At 32.6% G+C, this 17,878-nt stretch carries 15 protein-coding genes and 3 pseudogenes; 7 read left to right on the plus strand and 11 right to left on the minus strand.

Going from position 1 to position 17,878, the window contains the following annotated elements:
• Positions 1 to 57: 57 nt before the first annotated feature.
• The gene (locus tag AAGD45_RS07835) at positions 58 to 1,014 is read right to left on the minus strand and encodes a transposase (RefSeq protein ID WP_341760848.1); all 957 of its coding nucleotides are present in this window, start codon (positions 1,012 to 1,014) and stop codon (positions 58 to 60) included.
• A 431-nt stretch (positions 1,015 to 1,445) separates the two neighbouring features.
• Here AAGD45_RS07835 and AAGD45_RS07840 point away from each other — a divergent pair, with 431 nt between their 5' ends.
• The 6 genes from AAGD45_RS07840 (at position 1,446) to AAGD45_RS07865 (ending at position 8,547) form a co-directional block, all read left to right on the plus strand.
• The gene (locus AAGD45_RS07840; protein WP_375332444.1) at positions 1,446 to 2,492 is read left to right on the plus strand and encodes an AI-2E family transporter; all 1,047 of its coding nucleotides are present in this window, start codon (positions 1,446 to 1,448) and stop codon (positions 2,490 to 2,492) included.
• 9 nt (positions 2,493 to 2,501) lie between these two features.
• The gene (locus tag AAGD45_RS07845) at positions 2,502 to 3,164 is read left to right on the plus strand and encodes an HdaA/DnaA family protein (RefSeq protein ID WP_341761335.1); all 663 of its coding nucleotides are present in this window, start codon (positions 2,502 to 2,504) and stop codon (positions 3,162 to 3,164) included.
• 127 nt (positions 3,165 to 3,291) lie between these two features.
• Positions 3,292 to 4,710: a sigma-54-dependent transcriptional regulator gene (locus AAGD45_RS07850; protein ID WP_341761336.1), complete on the plus strand. Its 1,419-nt coding sequence runs from the start codon at positions 3,292 to 3,294 to the stop codon at positions 4,708 to 4,710.
• Positions 4,694 to 5,272, plus strand: a complete 579-nt coding sequence (locus AAGD45_RS07855; protein WP_341761337.1) for a biotin transporter BioY — start codon at positions 4,694 to 4,696, stop codon at positions 5,270 to 5,272. Before AAGD45_RS07850 ends, AAGD45_RS07855 begins: the two co-directional genes overlap by 17 nt.
• Positions 5,262 to 7,124 (plus strand): pentapeptide repeat-containing protein, encoded by a 1,863-nt coding sequence (locus tag AAGD45_RS07860; RefSeq protein ID WP_341761338.1) that lies wholly within the window; start codon positions 5,262 to 5,264, stop codon positions 7,122 to 7,124. Before AAGD45_RS07855 ends, AAGD45_RS07860 begins: the two co-directional genes overlap by 11 nt.
• A gap of 295 nt (positions 7,125 to 7,419) precedes the next feature.
• Positions 7,420 to 8,547, plus strand: a complete 1,128-nt coding sequence (locus tag AAGD45_RS07865) for a patatin-like phospholipase family protein (protein WP_341761339.1) — start codon at positions 7,420 to 7,422, stop codon at positions 8,545 to 8,547.
• Between the two features lie 136 nt (positions 8,548 to 8,683).
• On the opposite strand, the gene AAGD45_RS07870 is transcribed toward AAGD45_RS07865, so the two are convergent.
• From AAGD45_RS07870 to AAGD45_RS07915, 10 genes and pseudogenes are all read right to left on the minus strand, one after another.
• Positions 8,684 to 9,664, minus strand: a complete 981-nt coding sequence (locus AAGD45_RS07870) for a pyruvate dehydrogenase complex E1 component subunit beta (RefSeq protein ID WP_341761340.1) — start codon at positions 9,662 to 9,664, stop codon at positions 8,684 to 8,686.
• A gap of 8 nt (positions 9,665 to 9,672) precedes the next feature.
• Positions 9,673 to 10,653, minus strand: coding sequence for a pyruvate dehydrogenase (acetyl-transferring) E1 component subunit alpha (gene pdhA / locus AAGD45_RS07875; RefSeq protein WP_341761341.1), 981 nt, complete (start codon positions 10,651 to 10,653; stop codon positions 9,673 to 9,675).
• Positions 10,654 to 10,720: 67 nt separating this feature from the next.
• Positions 10,721 to 11,335: pseudogene (locus AAGD45_RS07880) on the minus strand (septal ring lytic transglycosylase RlpA family protein); the annotation flags it as partial.
• Between the two features lie 72 nt (positions 11,336 to 11,407).
• Positions 11,408 to 12,013, minus strand: a complete 606-nt coding sequence (locus AAGD45_RS07885; protein WP_341761342.1) for a BON domain-containing protein — start codon at positions 12,011 to 12,013, stop codon at positions 11,408 to 11,410.
• A 920-nt stretch (positions 12,014 to 12,933) separates the two neighbouring features.
• Positions 12,934 to 13,344, minus strand: a complete 411-nt coding sequence (locus AAGD45_RS07890) for a hypothetical protein (protein WP_341761343.1) — start codon at positions 13,342 to 13,344, stop codon at positions 12,934 to 12,936.
• A gap of 156 nt (positions 13,345 to 13,500) precedes the next feature.
• Complete coding sequence (locus AAGD45_RS07895) at positions 13,501 to 13,899, minus strand: GNAT family N-acetyltransferase (RefSeq protein WP_341761344.1); 399 nt, start codon at positions 13,897 to 13,899, stop codon at positions 13,501 to 13,503.
• A 25-nt stretch (positions 13,900 to 13,924) separates the two neighbouring features.
• Positions 13,925 to 14,563 (minus strand): class I SAM-dependent methyltransferase, encoded by a 639-nt coding sequence (locus AAGD45_RS07900; protein WP_341761345.1) that lies wholly within the window; start codon positions 14,561 to 14,563, stop codon positions 13,925 to 13,927.
• A pseudogene (locus AAGD45_RS07905) lies at positions 14,560 to 14,862 on the minus strand (GNAT family N-acetyltransferase); the annotation flags it as partial. The pseudogene AAGD45_RS07905 and the gene AAGD45_RS07900, both read right to left, overlap by 4 nt.
• Positions 14,863 to 15,165: 303 nt before the next feature.
• Complete coding sequence (locus tag AAGD45_RS07910) at positions 15,166 to 15,723, minus strand: histidine phosphatase family protein (RefSeq protein ID WP_341761346.1); 558 nt, start codon at positions 15,721 to 15,723, stop codon at positions 15,166 to 15,168.
• Positions 15,720 to 16,337: a phosphotransferase-like protein gene (locus AAGD45_RS07915; RefSeq protein WP_341761347.1), complete on the minus strand. Its 618-nt coding sequence runs from the start codon at positions 16,335 to 16,337 to the stop codon at positions 15,720 to 15,722. The genes AAGD45_RS07910 and AAGD45_RS07915 overlap by 4 nt, the downstream gene beginning before the upstream one ends.
• A gap of 245 nt (positions 16,338 to 16,582) precedes the next feature.
• On the opposite strand from AAGD45_RS07915, the pseudogene AAGD45_RS07920 reads away from it, so the two are divergent.
• Positions 16,583 to 17,614: pseudogene (locus tag AAGD45_RS07920) on the plus strand (PDDEXK nuclease domain-containing protein); the annotation flags it as partial.
• Between the last annotated feature and the right edge of the window lie 264 nt (positions 17,615 to 17,878).

A 17,878-nucleotide genomic window follows, 5' to 3' on the forward strand; every position in this document is an offset into this window, starting at 1 on the left:
GATAAATGATGTTACTGGATCAACTATGTTCGCAATAAAAATTTAAATAAATTTGGTTTAAATTTTTATTGCTTGTGCAGAGCTAGTTAAATCACGTAACTTAGCGTTTGCAATCACAATGATTTTACGCATTAATGCTACCATCGCCACCATTTTCTTTTTTCCTCTATTGATCAATTTCTCATAAAATACCTTCAGTTCAGAGTTAGAATTTCTAGCAGCCATAGCAGCTACAAACAACATAGGTCTAACAAAATTTCGACCATGACCTGTATGTCTATATCCGCTATATCTACCGCTATCATTAGATATTGGTGCAACACCTACTAATGATGCTATTTGTTTGCGGTTCAATGTACCAAGTTCAGGTAACAAAGCTATAAGCTCATTAGATACTACTGCGCCTATACCACTAATAGTTTGCAGAGTCTCTTTCTTAGCTTGCAAGAGCTTATCTTTTGCTATTAAGTCATCTATTTCTTTAGTAATAGATGCAATTTGTTCTTCTAGTACTTCGATCATTTTAACACAACTAGACTTGATTAAATCAGCTCTCGGGGACTGAAACCTATTTTTTTCTGCAATCAACATTTGTTTAAGATCGTTCCTACGTCCTACTAATTCATACAAGTTTAAAGCTTGCTTAGATTGTACTTTAAATAGCTCTAATCTTTCTGATCGTTCAAAACCATAAAGTGCTAGAGCTTTAGCGTCAAGACTGTCAGTTTTAGCTGCATTACCAAAAGACCTAATAAAGTTTTTAACTTTACGAGTATTGGCTCTATGTACAGCAAAACCCTGATTGCAAAGCGTTAGTAATAGTTCCATTTCATATCCACCAGTAGTTTCTAAAACACACAATGCAGAACTAATCTCTTTTTTGTAATCCTTGATAAAATCAGCTATTCCATTAGAGTTGTTATTATATTCTTTAGTTTCTTTTTTTCCATGAATAGCAACAACAAAATTGAATTTTCCTATATCAAGACCGATAAAATTATTATATAATAGCATAATACCTCGAAGACTTTTAATGTTTACGATTGTAAGCGGGCGTGCAAAGGCATCCCAATCAACTATTCAAACGTCTCGGGGATTTGGGCTAGAGTACCAATATCCATTCGGTCTTAAAACCAATTGCTTCACGGTCGCTCACGCCTGCACAGCGATAGTCATTTATATTATTAATGACTATCGCTGTAATACCCCCTTATAAGTCAGTATAAATCATTATTTACATTGACTTCAATATCTATTATATCATACTTTTAACTTACAATTGCTTCGTCGACCTACGGTCTCCTCGCTAATAGACGTTTTATAGACGTATATGTCATTGCGAAGCGTTGTTGTCTATAATTTCACCGAATTTAGAATAAGAATTGACAAATTCTTATCCCGAATTCGCGTACTTTGGGATAATTTATAAAAGAAGAGGAATCATCTTGGATAAAGTTATTTTTTGGGTTATTGTTATTGGGACTGTTATAGTAACTTTGACTTTGATCTCTGATATATTGACGCCATTTCTTATAGCTGGGGTAATATCATATATATTACATCCTATAATTGATAATTTCTCATTACGATATAAACTATCTAGAACTATAATAGTTTCTGTAATTTCTTTGCTGTTTTTCAGTATTTTTACTATAGTGGTTGTGGTAGTGTTGCCTATTATATATCAACAAACAACTCTACTTATTAGTAAGATTCCTGCTTATAAAGATTACTTACAAACTGAATTAATACCGGTTATTACGGCAAAAGTTTACTCAATAGATCCAAATATTGCCGATAAGATAAAAGATTCTATTAGTAATTTTGTTAATGGCATATTTTTGCTTATCACAGGTCTTGCTAATAATATTTGGCATGTGACAAAGATAACAATCAATTTATTTATGTTAATTTTATTAATACCGCTTATATTGTTTTATTTTTTACGGGATTGGCTAATAATGGCAAAGAATATAGACCTCTTGCTACCTTTAAAAGGTAAAAAGAGAATTCAAGAAATATTATCAGCAATTAATTGTTCCTTATCTGCTTATATAAGAGGACAACTAAATGTTTGTTTATTATTATCAGTTTATTATGGAATCTCTTTATCGATTCTTGGCGTAGATCTAGGGGTATTATTAGGTATTTTATCTGGTTTCTCAATAATTATACCATTCGTTGGAGTTTTTATATCCTTTTCTCTTACCATGATTATTAGTTATTTTGCTTTTGGTATGGTCAATAAATTATTTTATATAATAATTATCTATTTGATTGGTCTAATAGTTGAGGGGTATATTTTATCACCGAAAATCATAGGTGATAAGATAGGATTACATCCTCTTTGGATAATATTTGCGGTTCTAGCACTGGGTAACCTATTTGGCTTTATTGGTATATTTTTTGCTGTGCCAATTGCTAGTATAATAAAAGTTTTGTTTTTAGCCGCTATCGATTTTTATAAATCCAGTAAGTTTTATAAGACTTAAACATTAATTATGCCAAACTCCCAACAATATATATTACCATTATTTAGTAATGATCTATATGCTCTAGATAATTTTATTAATTCACTTTCTAATCAAGTTGCATACAATTCAATCAAAAACTGGTCTGTATCTTGGGGAAGTAAACCGTATGAGTTTACAGTTTTGATTTACGGACCACCATCCTCTGGTAAGACCTATCTTAGTAAAATATGGCAAAATTTGTCGAATGCATTTTTTATAAAAAAAGATTTAGATATACTTAGTGCAGAAGATATAATGCAGTATAATGCTTTTATTATGGAAGATATAGAATTTTGGAATGAAAGGAAAGTTCTCCATTGTTTTAATTTAATAAGTGAGTGCCGTAAATATTTGTTGATGACTACAGGAAGTTTAGCTAGTAATTTTGTGTTACAGGATTTATCCTCAAGAATTAATGCTGTTGTAAGATTAGAAATAAACCAACCTGATGATGAATTAATGACCAAGTTAATCTTTAAGTATTTTTCTGATCAATCGCTTAAGGTATCTGACTGTGTAATTGAATATTTATTAATTAATTTGCCGAGGCAATTTGATCAAATGATAAAATTATTAGGGGTAATAACGCATTTTGCATTAGTTCATAAGCGAGCTATTACTGTTCCTCTTATAAAACGAGTTCTTAAATAGTATCGCCTTAGTGTGGACTTAATATACATAATTTTGATTATGTGGTAAAAATGTTATAAAAATTAGTTGATTTCTTTTATGTAAGCTATTAACGTATAATTTCAATAATTAGTTTTAGGAAAAATCAATGTCTATAGATGTTCTTGTTGTTGATGATGAAGCAGATATTAGAGATTTAGTCTCAGATATTTTAAAAGAAGAAGGATTTACTACCAAGACTGCTGCTAATAGTATTCAAACTTTTAAAATACTCCAAGAAAGAACCCCATCGGCAATTATTCTAGATATTTGGCTTCAGGGTAGCGAACTTGATGGGCTTGGGATTTTGGAAATAGTAAAAAAACGCTATCCACTAATGCCTGTGATAGTTATTAGTGGACATGGTACTATTGAAACTGCCGTAAACGCTATCAAAATGGGTGCATATGACTATCTAGAAAAGCCATTTAGTCATGATAAGTTAGTAATTTTATTAAAAAGAGCCTGTGAAGCAGCTAAGTTAAAGCGTGAAAATCTTGATCTGAAATCAAAGGTTATTGATAAAACTGAGCTTATAGGTAACTCTCACATTACAACTAAGCTTAAGTCTGATATTGAAAAAGCTGCTTTAGCTACTAGTAGAGTATTGATTCAAGGTAAGATTGGTAGTGGTAAAGAACTAGCTGCTCGGTTAATTCATAAAAAATCAAAAAGGGCTAATGCTCCTTTCGTAATCTTTAGTCCAGTATGCATGAATCCTGACCGGATCCATCAAGAATTATTTGAAGGAATAGAGAACCAAGGCGTTATACGTCCTTCGATATTAGAAATAGTAAATAATGGTACTTTATACATAGATGAAATTAGTGGTTTGCCAGTTTCGGTACAAGTAAAATTGCTTAAATTTGTGCAAGATCAAATGTTTCATAAGGTAGGGGGAAGCAAAGCAATAAAATTAGATATAAGGATTATTGCTGCAACTTCTAAGGTTATACAAGAAGAAATAAGTAAAGGTGAACTATTGGAAGATTTATATCATCGCCTAAATGTTATTTCCTTAAAAGTACCATCTTTATATGATAGAAAAGATGACATGTCTGTATTAGTCAAATATTTTGTTAAGCAACTTGCTAAGTTTTCTGGTTTAAAAGCACGTGAATTTTCTGATGAAACTATTGCAGCTCTGCAAGTTTATAATTGGCCAAGTAATATAAGGCAATTACGCAATGTGATAGAATGGACTTTAATTATGAATCCACTATCTTCAAATAATAATGAAGTAATAAAACCATCTATGATACCACCAGAAATTCTAGTTAATAGTGCTAGTTCTGCAAAGCAGGAAGATAATGTTGATATGATGACCATGCCACTTCGAGAGGCAAGAGAGATTTTTGAAAGGCAATATTTAGCTGCTCAAATGTATAGGTTTAATAATAATATTTCTAAGACCTCATCCTTTGTAGGTATGGAACGTTCGGCTTTACATCGTAAATTGAAATTGCTCAATTTACATATTCCTAATAATAAATTTAACGAGGAGGAAATTTATGACAGTTACGAATAAGAAAACTCTAGCAAATTTTATAGCTAATAAGCATGCTGTAGTTGTTATTAAAGTGATGATGGGGGTAATAGCTCTCTTTGCTGGAGCTCAGATTATTATTCCTACCCAGCCAGTACCAGTATCTATGCAAACTGTGGTACTTAGTATTATTGCTTTTACTTATAGCCCGCAACTGAGTTTTGCTACAGTTTTAACTTATCTTACAGCCGGAATAGTAGGGCTGCCAATGTTTACAAAATTATCCAGTGGTTTATACTTTCTTCTTGGTACAACAGGTGGTTACCTGATAGGATATTTAATTGCAACCCCTGTGATGAGTATACTTAAAAGTAGGTTGTCTGAAAAATTTACTAAGAGATTTTTAGCAGGGTTTTTTAGCTGTCTTATTGGTCACGTTATAATTTACTTTTTGGGAGTTAGCTGGTTGGCAACAATTATAGGAATTAAACAAGCTATTTATAGTGGGTTTATAGTATTTATACCAACTGGTTTAGTGAAGATATTAATATTTTCTTCTTTATATCATTATATAACAGGTGTAAACAGAAAGAATGCTCTGTAATATCTTTAAGCAGCCTCGGTGTCATTCGAGCTACGACGGAAATGACGTTAAAGGAAGCAAGAGTAACATCTCTTTTGTTGGCGAGTATTTTAAACTAAAATTCTTTATTCTAGCTTTACTTTTATTCCTTACCGGATGTTCGGATCCTCCGAGAGATGCAGATGGTTTGTTATCTAATAGTCAAAGTCTTGTTATTAGGAATTATATAATAGAGCAGAATAAAAATAAGGTACGAGTAAATATTAAAAGTAAATTTGGTTCAAATTTAAGGGGATTAAAATTATTAGGTGTTAAACTGATAGATGAAGATCTTTCTAGTGTTGATTTAAGTTTCTGTGAAATATCACGTGTGGATTTCTCAGGAGCAAATTTTGAGAATGCAGTTCTAACAAAATCTGTAATTCAAGAAAGTGATTTCTCTAATACTATATTAAAAAATATATCAGCTTATGGCTCAGATTTTCAAGCATCTATATTTGAAAATGCCAATTTAGAAAATAGTAATTTTATTCAATCAAATTTTGAGGACACTGATTTTATCAAAGCTAATTTAGAAAATGTTAATTTTGAAAATGCCAATCTTATTAAAGTTGTATTTGATGATAGTATTATAAGTAAATCTAATTTTCAGAAAAGCAATTTAGGAAAAAGTAGTTTTAAAAAGGCAGTTATATCAAACTCTATTTTTTATGGTACAGATTTGCGGCAAATATTAGCTAATTACGCTAGTATCACTGATTGTTATTGTGAATCTGTAGATCTAACAGGGGTGGATTTTACTGGAGCGATTATTAATAATTCAGATTTTACTCATGGTATTATTAATCAGGCTCAATTAAAAAATATAAAGCTTACTAACTCGTTATTCTCTTTTTCTTCTTTTCAGTCTGCGAATTTTACCAATGCAATTATTGAAAGTTGTAATTTTGAAAATACCAATTTTAATAATGCACAATTGCAGCAAGTGCAAATTCAAAAGAGTATTATGGATAATACTCACTTTAATAACACTAGCATAAAGGACCTATCAATAAAGAATTGCAGTAGCATTTTGCTTAAGTTAAATAAAATTAATATTGTTAATAGCGATATTGAGAATAGTAATCTTACTGGTATATTACTGAATAATAGCTATGTCAAACAAGCAACTGTTATTAATTCTGATTTGACTAATAGTGAGTTAATAAACTCTAATTTCTCTAGTACTCAATTTAATAAGGTGAATTTTACTAAAGTGCTTATGCAGAATACTGTTTTAAATAGTACCAAATTTGTTGATAGTCATCTTTATCAAATGGCTATCATAAATTCAGATTTGTCAAAAGTGACCTTTGATAATTCATCAATTATAAATTCTCAACTAAATAATGTGAGCTATAAAGATGATAATTTTGTTAATTCAGATTTTAATAGAAATATTGTATTAAATAGTCCAGACTTTGATAAGCTTAAGTCAGCAAATATTATATATTCTGTAAAAGATTTAGAGCAGGTAAAAGACTTATCAAATATGAATTTACAAGATTTAAATTTACTAGATCTTGTATTTAATCAAACTATTTTTTCAGGTTCTGTTCTTAAAAGGGTAGATTTATCTAATTCTAAGCTTCAGAGTTGTATATTACAAAATACTGACTTAACTATGGCAAATTTAAATAACACAGATTTTAGTAAATCATCGCTTATCGGTAGCAAATTAGAATCTGCCAAACTTTATAATACAAATTTTAATGATACTGATTTAACAAATGTTAATTTCATTAAAGCCTTTGTTAGTAAAATATCTTTAGTTAATGCAAAGCTGGATGGAACTAAAGGCCTTGATGGTCAGGGCAGTAAAAATATAGAATAATATAACCTACGCGAATTTAGGATAAGAATTTGTCAATTCTTATCCTAAATTCGGTGAAATTATCGAAACAATCAGATTTGAGACGGCTCTGCATCTGATTGTTAAATTAATATTTTGCTAAAAACATGATTTTAATCTTTTAAAATCATGTTTTTAGCTTTAGAAAGGTTTAAAATGCATTCGCGTTAGCCGCTTTAAGAATGCATTTTTCCTTATATTAAAGCTAATTTGTGATAAGAATTAACTAATTCTTATCACAAATTGGGGTAAATCAATTAAATATTCTTAGGTTATTATGAAAAATGTCATAGTATTTTTACTTATATTAGTAGTATTTACTGCTTGTACTTCTAGAAAACAGATGCAATATAGCAAAAAAGGCTCTCCTTTAATTTCTGCCAACTTATGTCCTTTAGTAACAAAAAATATATCTATTCTTAAAAATAAGAAGAAAGCTGTTAGAATACTATCAATAGATGGCGGTGGGGTTAAGGGTATTATACCAGCACGTATTGTTGCAGAGTTTGAAAATCGAAGTGGTAAACCTGCCAGTGAGTTATTCGACCTTATGGTAGGTACTTCTACAGGTGGACTTGTGGTGTTAGCTCTTGCTACACCTAATGAATCAGGACAGCCAAAATATAAAGCTTCTGACATTTTAGATCTATATATGCAAAAGTCTAAAGATATTTTTTACGCTTCCATGTTTAGAAAAATATATACTGGTTTTGGTCTTTGGGGATCAAAATACGATCGGAGTCAATATGACAAGATATTAATAGGGCTTTTTGGTAATACTAGGATGAGCCAACTAATAAACCCTACGGCTGTTACTTCCTATAATTTGGATACTGATTTACCACAGGTGTGGACTAGAAAGCAGGCACTTAAAGACCCTAATAATGATTTTCTGATAAGTGATATTGCAGTAGCTAGCAGTGCTGCCCCTATATTCTTTGCACCAAAGCTTCTAACTAATGCGTATAATAACAGCAGTTATCAAGTAGATGGGGGTATGTTTGCCAGTAATCCTGAGTTGATAGCTGCTAATTTAGCTTATGAGCTAGATGATACACTAACTCAAAAAGATATCGTACTTATATCACTTGGTACAGGATTGACAAAACTAGGCATAGAGTCGAAAGATTTATGTAAATCAGGGGTTATTGGTTGGGTACTAAAAGCTAATTTGATTAGTGGAATGATGCAAGCTCAAGGTTTGTATAATTCTGAATTAGGGGAAATTTATGGTAATTCCTGCCGCCTACAATTTGAGCTTGATAAGAAGACAAGTGCTATGGATAATGCTTCTAAAGCCAATCTACTTGCGTTATTAAAGTTAACTGAAGATTACATTAATGCTAACTCTGATCTTATCGACCAAATTATTAGTATATTACTAAATACATCACCAAACTATTAAATGGCAGAGAGATACCATTCCTAGCTAAAAGCGGGAATCCAAAAAATAGCCTGCAAAGGCTATTAGATATTATGGATTTCCGCTACGCGGGAATGACATCGGTAGTGGTTAAACTGACGACCTTAACTCTTGAAGTCTACCTAGTATAACACACTTTCTTCACAGCACTAATAACATCTTCTATAGTTGGCAGTGCTAATTTCTCTAGATTAATAGCATATGGTAGAGGAACATCCTTACCTGAGATAATCTCTATAGGAGCATCTAGATAATCAAATGCTTGGTTCATTACCATACTAGCTATAGTTGCACCAACACCTGCAAAAAACCAGCCTTCTTCTATAACAACCAACCGATTAGTTTTTTTAACCGACTCTAATATAGTTTCTATATCTAAGGGCTTGATAGTTCTTAGGTCGATTACCTCACAATTAATACCACTATCATACAAGCTATTTGCTGCATCTAAGACCAACTTAACTTGCAAAGAAAATGTTACTATTGTGACATCATCACCTTCAATAAGTTTCTTAGCCTGACCAAATGGAATTGGTTCTATTATTTCTGGGACTTCAAAACTATGACCATAGAGAATTTCATTTTCTAGGAAAATAACCGGGTTATCGTCACGAATAGCAGTCATTAGAAGCCCTTTGTGATCTTCTGCACTATAGGGAGCTACTACCTTAAGCCCCGGAATATGACTATAACAAGCTGTATAATTGTGACTATGTTGGGCAGCGACTCGACTTGCTGCCCCATTTGGTCCACGAAATACTATTGGACATTTAATAGTTCCACCAGACATATAATGAGTTTTAGCTGCAGAGTTAACTATTTGATCCATTGCTTGCATGGCAAAATTAAATGTCATGAATTCAACAATGGGACGAAGCCCAGCAAATGCCGCTCCAATAGCCACGCCAGTAAAACCATGTTCTGTTATTGGCGTATCAATTACCCTTTTTGAACCAAACTGCTCTAATAACCCTTGGGTTATCTTATACGCTCCTTGGTACTGAGCAACTTCTTCTCCCATAATAAAGATACTATCATCTCTTAACATTTCTTCTTGCATTGCTGCACGTAAGGCTTCCCGTACCGTCGTTTGTAACATGTTTCTACTCATTCAACGTAAATATTCGTATATAGCTCTTTTTCATCCGGTAAGGCTGATCTTTCTGAGAACTCAACTGCTTCTGCAATGACCTCTTTAACCTCTTTCTCAATTTCTTTTAACTGCTCTTCACTAGCATATTTATTAGCCAAAATTATATTTTTCACTTGTGATAATGGGTCTTGTTCTTTATAGTTTTCCACTTCTTCCTTACTACGGTATTTACCTGGATCAGACATTGAATGTCCTCTGTAACGATAAGCATCCATTTCTAATATTATTGGTTCACCATCATTTCTAACAAACTCCGCAGCCTGCCGAACATAATCATAAACTGACTCTAACAACATACCATTTAGTCTAAATCCCGTAATACCACATGACTCCCCTTTCTTGTACAGGTCAGTCATAAAGGTAGAACGAGCTACTGAAGTACCCATTGAATATTGATTATTTTCAATAATATAAACTACAGGTAAGTGCCATAACGCCGCTAAATTAAAAGCTTCATATACTTGACCTTGATTAACTGCCCCATCTCCCAAGAAAGTAAAACATATATTATTAGTATTTCGATATTTCTCAGCAAAAGCTAGACCAGTACCTATAGGCACTTGAGCCCCTACAATACCATGTCCACCGTAAAATTTGTTTTCTACGTCAAACAGATGCATTGAACCACCCTTGCCTTTCGAGCAACCAGTCTCTTTACCCATCAGCTCTGCTAATACGTATTTTGCTTCAGTCCCTGCTGAAATAATATGAGCATGATCCCTGTAACTGGTAATAGTACTATCACCAACCTGTTTTACTAAATCCACACCAGCAATTATTGCTTCTTGCCCAATATATAAGTGACAAAACCCACCTATTAGACCCATACCATAAAACTGCCCACATTTTTCTTCAAATCTTCTAAGCAACAACATCTTCCTATAAGACTCAAGATACTGTGGTCCATTTAATTTATATTTTCCAAAAACAATCATGTATACTCCTATAAAAGCTTGAAGAATTGGTTTTCCAATTTGGGCATACACTATAATACAAAAATCATCAAGGGTTAACTGCTAATTTATGTTTTAGATTTACTAATTTAATATGACAATTAACGCTACATTTAGGATTGGCTACTTTCTTTTTTGCAATACAATTTTCCTTAGGCTTTAAAGCAATATTATTCAAAAATTCTTTACTCTCCTTATGCATATATTGTACTCTAACCTTTGCTATACCTTGTTTTTTAAATCCTAAAATTTCAGCAGATTTTTCCGAAACATCTATAATACGGTTCTTTTTAAAAGGACCGCGATCATTAACCATAAGAATAAGAGATTTATTATTACTTAAGTTAGTCACTTTAACCAAACTAGGTAATGGCAAACTAGGATGGGCTGCACTTAGCATATGTTTATTATATGTATCACCATTTGCTGTTTTTTTTCCATGAAATTTATGCTTAGAACCATACCAAGATGCTATACCTACTTGGTTGCAATTAATATCTTCCTTAGGTTTATAAGTCTTACCTTTGATAGTATATTTATTGCCTATCTTATAGTGTCCCTTATAATGAACATTTTTAGGATCTTCCTGCGATAATTTACGATATAGACTAGGCTTAGTAGAACAAGAGCTAAGCCCTATACAATAAACTAGCAACAAAATAATATATCTAAGTTTCACTTTCATTTATATCATATTTAACCTGAACTTGATATGACAAGTTATATCGAATTGAGATTATTTATTATCATTTTCAGTTTCAGTTTCTTTTATTTTAACATGACAGACAACCCTTGCCACACCATTAATCTGGGAAGCAATAGAAGTAACTTTTTCTAATTCTTCCTCAGACCTTGCTATACCAAATATATATACTATATCATTCACTGTAACAATGGTATAATTTACCCATTTTATATCTCGGTTAACAAAAGTTCTAGCCTTGATCTGACTAGTAATCATAGCATCTTTAGTATATTGCACTAAGTCAAAATGATCACTTTTTTTATCTATTATTAGTTCGTTAATAACTTCACGAACTCCTTTTTCACCCCACACAATTTCTACAGCTTTTAATGCATCTTCTTTTTTGTCTATGATTCCAGTCAGTAGTACCCTACCCTGATTTACCTCAACCTTAATCTTAGTATATAATTCCCTGAAATTATTTTTTATAAAAGAAGCTTTGATTTTTGTAGCTATTTTTACGTCATCAATTGTCTCCGCAATTGATTGATCTTTTGCAACTGCAAGAGTAGAGGTAGTTGCTGCAGTAAAAACAGCTGGCAGACAACCTGTAAGCATGAAAGATAAGATTATAATAATAAAGTTAATTCTATACATAACCCTCCTTAAATCTACTAATTTAACCTCAAATATCGATGTAAGACATCGGTTTAATAGCCTATTGTGTCATTCCCATAACTGTTGAAAGTTTACAAACACCTATACCACAGCGTCTATTAGCGAGCGTAAGCGAAGCAATCTAGGAAACAATCTATAGATAAATGATGTTACTGGATTGCTTCGTCGGCCTTACAGCCTCCTCGCAATGACGGTTTTTTTTAACTTTCAACAGTTGTGGTGTTATTCCCACGTAGTTACGTGAATTTGGGATAAGAATTTGTCAATTCTTATCCCAAATTCGGTGAAATTATCGAAACAATCAGATTTGAGACGGCTCTGCATCTAATTGTTAAATTAATATTTTGCTAAAAACATGATTTTAAAAGATTAAAATCATGTTTTTAGCTTTAGAAAGGTTTAAAATGCATTCGCAAAACCGCTTTAAGAATGCATTTTTCCTTATATTAAAGTCAGTAATATTCGTGCCTTAAGATAACCTTGAGTTAAAATAAAGGCTTTAAATATTTCATTATAATAAAATTCATAATAAACACAACTGATTTCCATTGTTTTAAGTTAGATTTGGGGAGTATACCCATAATGATTTGAAGAATGGAAACAACAAACAAGAGGCGGGCGAACGCAAGTATTACCATTTAATACGTGAATCCATGATATTAAAAAAATAATTATTTAAAGCAGCAGAGTATTACGAAAAAACTCACAAGACTGATCAAACTACAGCTAAAGTAACATGATTCATTCCTGTAATCACATAATTCTTCCCACATACCATTCAGAAGCCACAGTTAAACCCATACTTTTAAGGAAGCTACGTTTGGACTCGTCATATGCACCACAAACGACAAGAAACTGAGCAGCATTTTTAGTTTTTGCGAGTTCCTTGATTTCCTTAATCAATTTCTGACCAATAAAATTCCAATCGTGTTTACTTTCCACACAAAAATCATCGATAAAAGTCTATAACCCGGGTGGACTAACGCCATAAGCGTTAGTCCACCCGGGTTATAGACTTTTGGTGCTAACGTTAATCTACCGATGATGAAACCTAAGACTTTTTCTTTGTAAACTGCAGCCAGCATAATGTGATCGTCTAACCTCAATAATTCTTTGAACCATTGCTTTTGAGATTCCTCGGATTCAGAACCAGCATATTTCCAAAACTGTGGCTGAGCTTTTTCATAAGCACGACGCTTTTTATATGACAGAGCGACAAATGATGAAATGTCAGTAGTTTCAGCAAGCCGGATTAAAATATTTTCCTGAAACTTTACTGTATTCTTTATTTTGATATTAATTTGTACCATTGATTACAATCGCTTTACTAAAAAATGTGTTTTGCATCCAGCAAATACCCCCTCTCCTTCCATAATAAAATCATCGATATATTTAAATCCCGCCTTTTCATAAACATGTCTAGCCCTTGGATTTGTGACATCTGGATCAATAAAAAAAGTATCAGCCTAGCTATCATAACTACTTCTAATAAAATCAATAAATACTTCTAAAGTCTTTGCCCCTAATCCTTTGCCAAAATAGGCTATATTGCCAATGGTATAATCCATGCTATAGGTGTGACCATGCTTTGAAAGATAAGCTTTTTTGAGTAGTGGTATAGAATATTCCTGCTTTTCTTGTAGTGTCATGACCAAGCAATAAGGTTCGTTATAGATACACCCTATCCAATATGTGTATAGACCACCTGCGTAGCTTGAAGGCTTTATACGACCGTTGATGAAATTTAAAATATCATCTTTATGTTCTTGGCTATTATCCCAAAATTCCTGAACATGGAGTTCTTTTAACCAGTTAAAAATAGTTTCTTTATGACTTAAGTTAGCTTTTTCAAAATGAATATTCATAACATGTCCTGTAACAAGGTTTATCTTATTTTTTCTTGGCTATAACTTCATAATAATGATCAATTTTCCTATCCTCTTTTGGTAAAGTCTTCACTTCTTTAAAACTAATAATGTTAAACTCTTTAAAAAGATCAATTGTTTGCTCTTTTGTATGAAAAGTCATATTTTTCTTATCCTCCTTCCAAAAAGCTACAATTTCGGGATCAAAAGTGTTCCCAATAAAATAACCACCTGAATCAATCTTATTTACAATATTACTCCAAAATTTTTTAAAATATTCAGGTTTACAAAACGGTACAGAAAAGCTAGCAACTATGATGTCTACATTTGGTAATTCTTGAAAATCTAACTCTTCAAAAGAAGATATTAAAGTTTTAAAATGATCTTTATATTTAACAATTTCTGGATATTTAATAAGCATAAAATCAAAAGCCATTTTTTGCTTGTCTATTGCAATAACATTGAAACCTTTTTCTAATAACAAAAATGTTTCATGTCCTACTCCTGCCCCTAAATCAATGGCTGTACCTCGCATTTTTTGATTATCTAGTAATTCAACTTTTTTAAAGAATTCAACAACAAACTCTCTTGCTGGTTTATGAAATTTTTCTTTGTAATAAGCCTCCCATGCATTTGGCTTTAAAAGAGATTTTGATTCACTCATTCAATTTCTTTCCTTAAATATAGTTTTGCCATCAGACCATCATTCTGATAACCAAGGCTTTTATAAAACTCATGACTTCCATCCTTGGCACGCCTAAGACCAGAGGTTAAATCAACGATGCTTGGACTAGACTGTTGTGCAACATTCTCTACAAAATCCATCAATCTTTTTCCAATAGCTTGACCTCGGTAACATTCATCAACCACAACTCCTTCAATATGAAATCTTGTTTTATCTGATATAAAAAGTTGAGATTTAGACCATGCAACCCACCCCACAATTTGGGATTCTAAACATGCTACAGCAACGCCATAACCATCGTTTTTTGTGAATCTTTGAAATCTTGCTTTTAATTCCTCCTCTGATACCTTATATACTCAAATGATTTGAAGAATTGGATTTGAAAATGAATGGTGAGCAAGCGGAGCGTACATATAGTACGTGAGCATGCGAATCCATGATATTTTCAAAAAACAATTCTTCAAAGCAGAAGAGTATACCCAAGTTGTTCCATGAGAGGTAACATGCAAGAGATGTCCTCCATTGCACAGTAACGAATTTTGATATTACTTATAAATCTCCTCCTCACAACTAACCTAAGGTTAACTGAGTTCACACATAGACCATGATTGACTTTGTCCGATTGGTGGATTGTAAAAAATGGGAGAACAATTTTTAAGATATATAATTGACCCTCCTAAAAGTCTTTGGATAGCACGATAAACACCACTATGTGCAACAATTAAAACTGGCTCTTGAAAGCTGAGTGCAATATTAATACCACGCAAAACTCTCTTATCAAAATCATTTACATATTCTGCTCCTTGGTGAGGATTGCCATCTAGCCATCTCTTCAGAATATTATCATCAATGGGTTGGCCTTCATATTCACCCCAACAACATTCTGCTAACTCCGGGACAATTGTAATATCAACCTTTAGCTTTTCATTAACGATCTCAGCAGTCCTGTATGCTCTCATAAGTGGGCTTGTGACAATATGCTTTATATCCTTTTTTCCAAGAATATCAGAGGCTTCCCGTGCTTGGTTTTCTCCAGTTTGGTTGAGAGGAATATCCTGCGAACCCATGTAAATATGGTGTCGATTCCAATCTGTTTCACCATGACGTAAAAAATAAAAAGGTTTTAAGGGAAGCGTCATAACTGTAATCTCTCATGCATAATAATAAAACCTTGTGGCATAGGATTCTCCTCTACAAAAGCTAGAATTTGCTTGGCAATCTCAAAAGGTGACCGGTTCGTAGTATCAACTGTTAAATCATATTCTCGCAGGCTACCTGCGTGGACTCTATCTATTTGGTCATTCGATAAACCTATAGCACGATCACAGCGTAAAATTTCTCGTTCTTGCATCACTGAAAGATCACAAAAAACTCCAACAAAATAGACAATATAGCCATTCAAGCTTTTTATATAAGATTTGAGGCAAGCATCTTCAAATAAGACTTCATCAATGATAAGGTTATTATTACGACTTGCAAGTAGATTGGCAAAATCCGGCATGAGACCAAAGAGCTGCTCACCCTTTGGCTTAGTTTCAACACGCATGGTTGGACCACGATCATTTATCCCCGGAACAAAGGTAAAATATCTAGCATCAGGTTTATCATCAGATGAGCATGGTAATGGTGTCATACTAATAAAAGTATCTATACCAAAAGTAAGCCAAGAATCCTTACTTAAATACTGTATTGCTCTTGCTATAGATGTTTTACCAGCAGAGCCACATCCATTTAAAAATATAATTTTACTCATATGGTATCTTGCTGTTCTTTCTCATTGCTACTAATACTGTGTCCTCCTAGGGTTAACTAATATATAATAAATATAACAGATTTTTATGCTCCACTAATAGCAATTTTTATTATTTTTGCAAGGTTGCTTATTTTTTTTCATTCCTCAATACATTACTCTTGCTCACATTTTTTTTTAAGAGTTATCATTATCCTGAATTAATGGTATAGTGATTACGTTAGGGAATCAATAAATTAAGAACCACCGTGGATAAAAATATTATAACTACAGAATATAAAGAGTTTTTAGAACAGTTAAAAGACCGTGTAGCTACAAGTCGCTATCAAGCAGCACGATCTGTTAATAAAGAGCTGATAATTTTATATCACCATATTGGTAGCGAGATTTTGACTCGTCAAGAGCAACATGCCTGGGGAACTAAAATAATTGACAAACTTAGTCGTGATTTAATATCTGCTTTTCCTGAAATGAAAGGATTTAGCACTAGAAACCTTAAATATATGCGACAATTTGCTAAAGAATATCCTGAACCTACATTTGTGCAAGAGGTACTTGCACAATTAACATGGTATCATAATATTACTTTACTAGATAAGGTAATAGATAAAGAGATTCGTCTTTTTTATATTAAGCACTCTATTACATATGGTTGGTCAAGAAATGTAATGGTTATGCAAATTGAATTAGCTCTACATAAACGTCAGAGTCAAGCTATAACAAATTTTAAAAATAAATTACCATCTCCGCAGTCAGATTTAGCCCATCATACTCTAAAAGATCCATATATTTTTGACTTCCTTAGCATAGGCAATGAAGCACATGAAAGAGAAGTTGAAAAAGCGTTAGTTTCTCATATAGAAAAATTTCTTCTTGAACTTGGAGTAGGCTTTGCCTTTGTGGGACGACAATATAAATTATCAATAGGAAATGAAGATTATTATATTGATCTGTTATTCTATCATTTGCATCTTAGAGCCTTTATAATTATTGAGCTCAAGGCAGGTAAATTTTCTCCTCGTGATGTAGGACAATTAAATTTTTACTTATCAGCTGTTGATGAACAATTAAAACATTCAACTGATAATCCATCTATAGGCTTAATTCTTTGTAAGGATAAAGGAGAACAAATCAAAGCCGAATATGCACTACGGGACATGACTAAGCCAATTGGTCTTGCTGAATATAAGTTGACTGAAAGCTTGCCAAAAAATATAAAAACTGCCCTACCAACCATTGAAGAGCTGGAAGTTGGATTGTCCGAGTATTTTGATTATGAGACTCTTGAGCGGACAACTGCTAAATTACAATCATTACCTAACTTACTAGCCCAAGAAAGAAAATCATTGCACAAACTTGCTGAGCTATATCCTGATCTAGCAAGTCAGTTTGTAGGAAAACATTATGATACCCATGCAACAGAATATCAACGAGAGAAAACAGCAGATGCAAGTAGTACAGCATTAGAAGAGTTGGAGAACATTGTGAGAATATGTGGTGGTTATGAGAAATTAGGTTTAACTCCAGTACAGCCACAATTACCT

Source organism: Candidatus Tisiphia endosymbiont of Thecophora atra (genome assembly GCF_964026395.1).
In the GTDB taxonomy this organism is placed as follows: Bacteria; Pseudomonadota; Alphaproteobacteria; order Rickettsiales; family Rickettsiaceae; genus Tisiphia.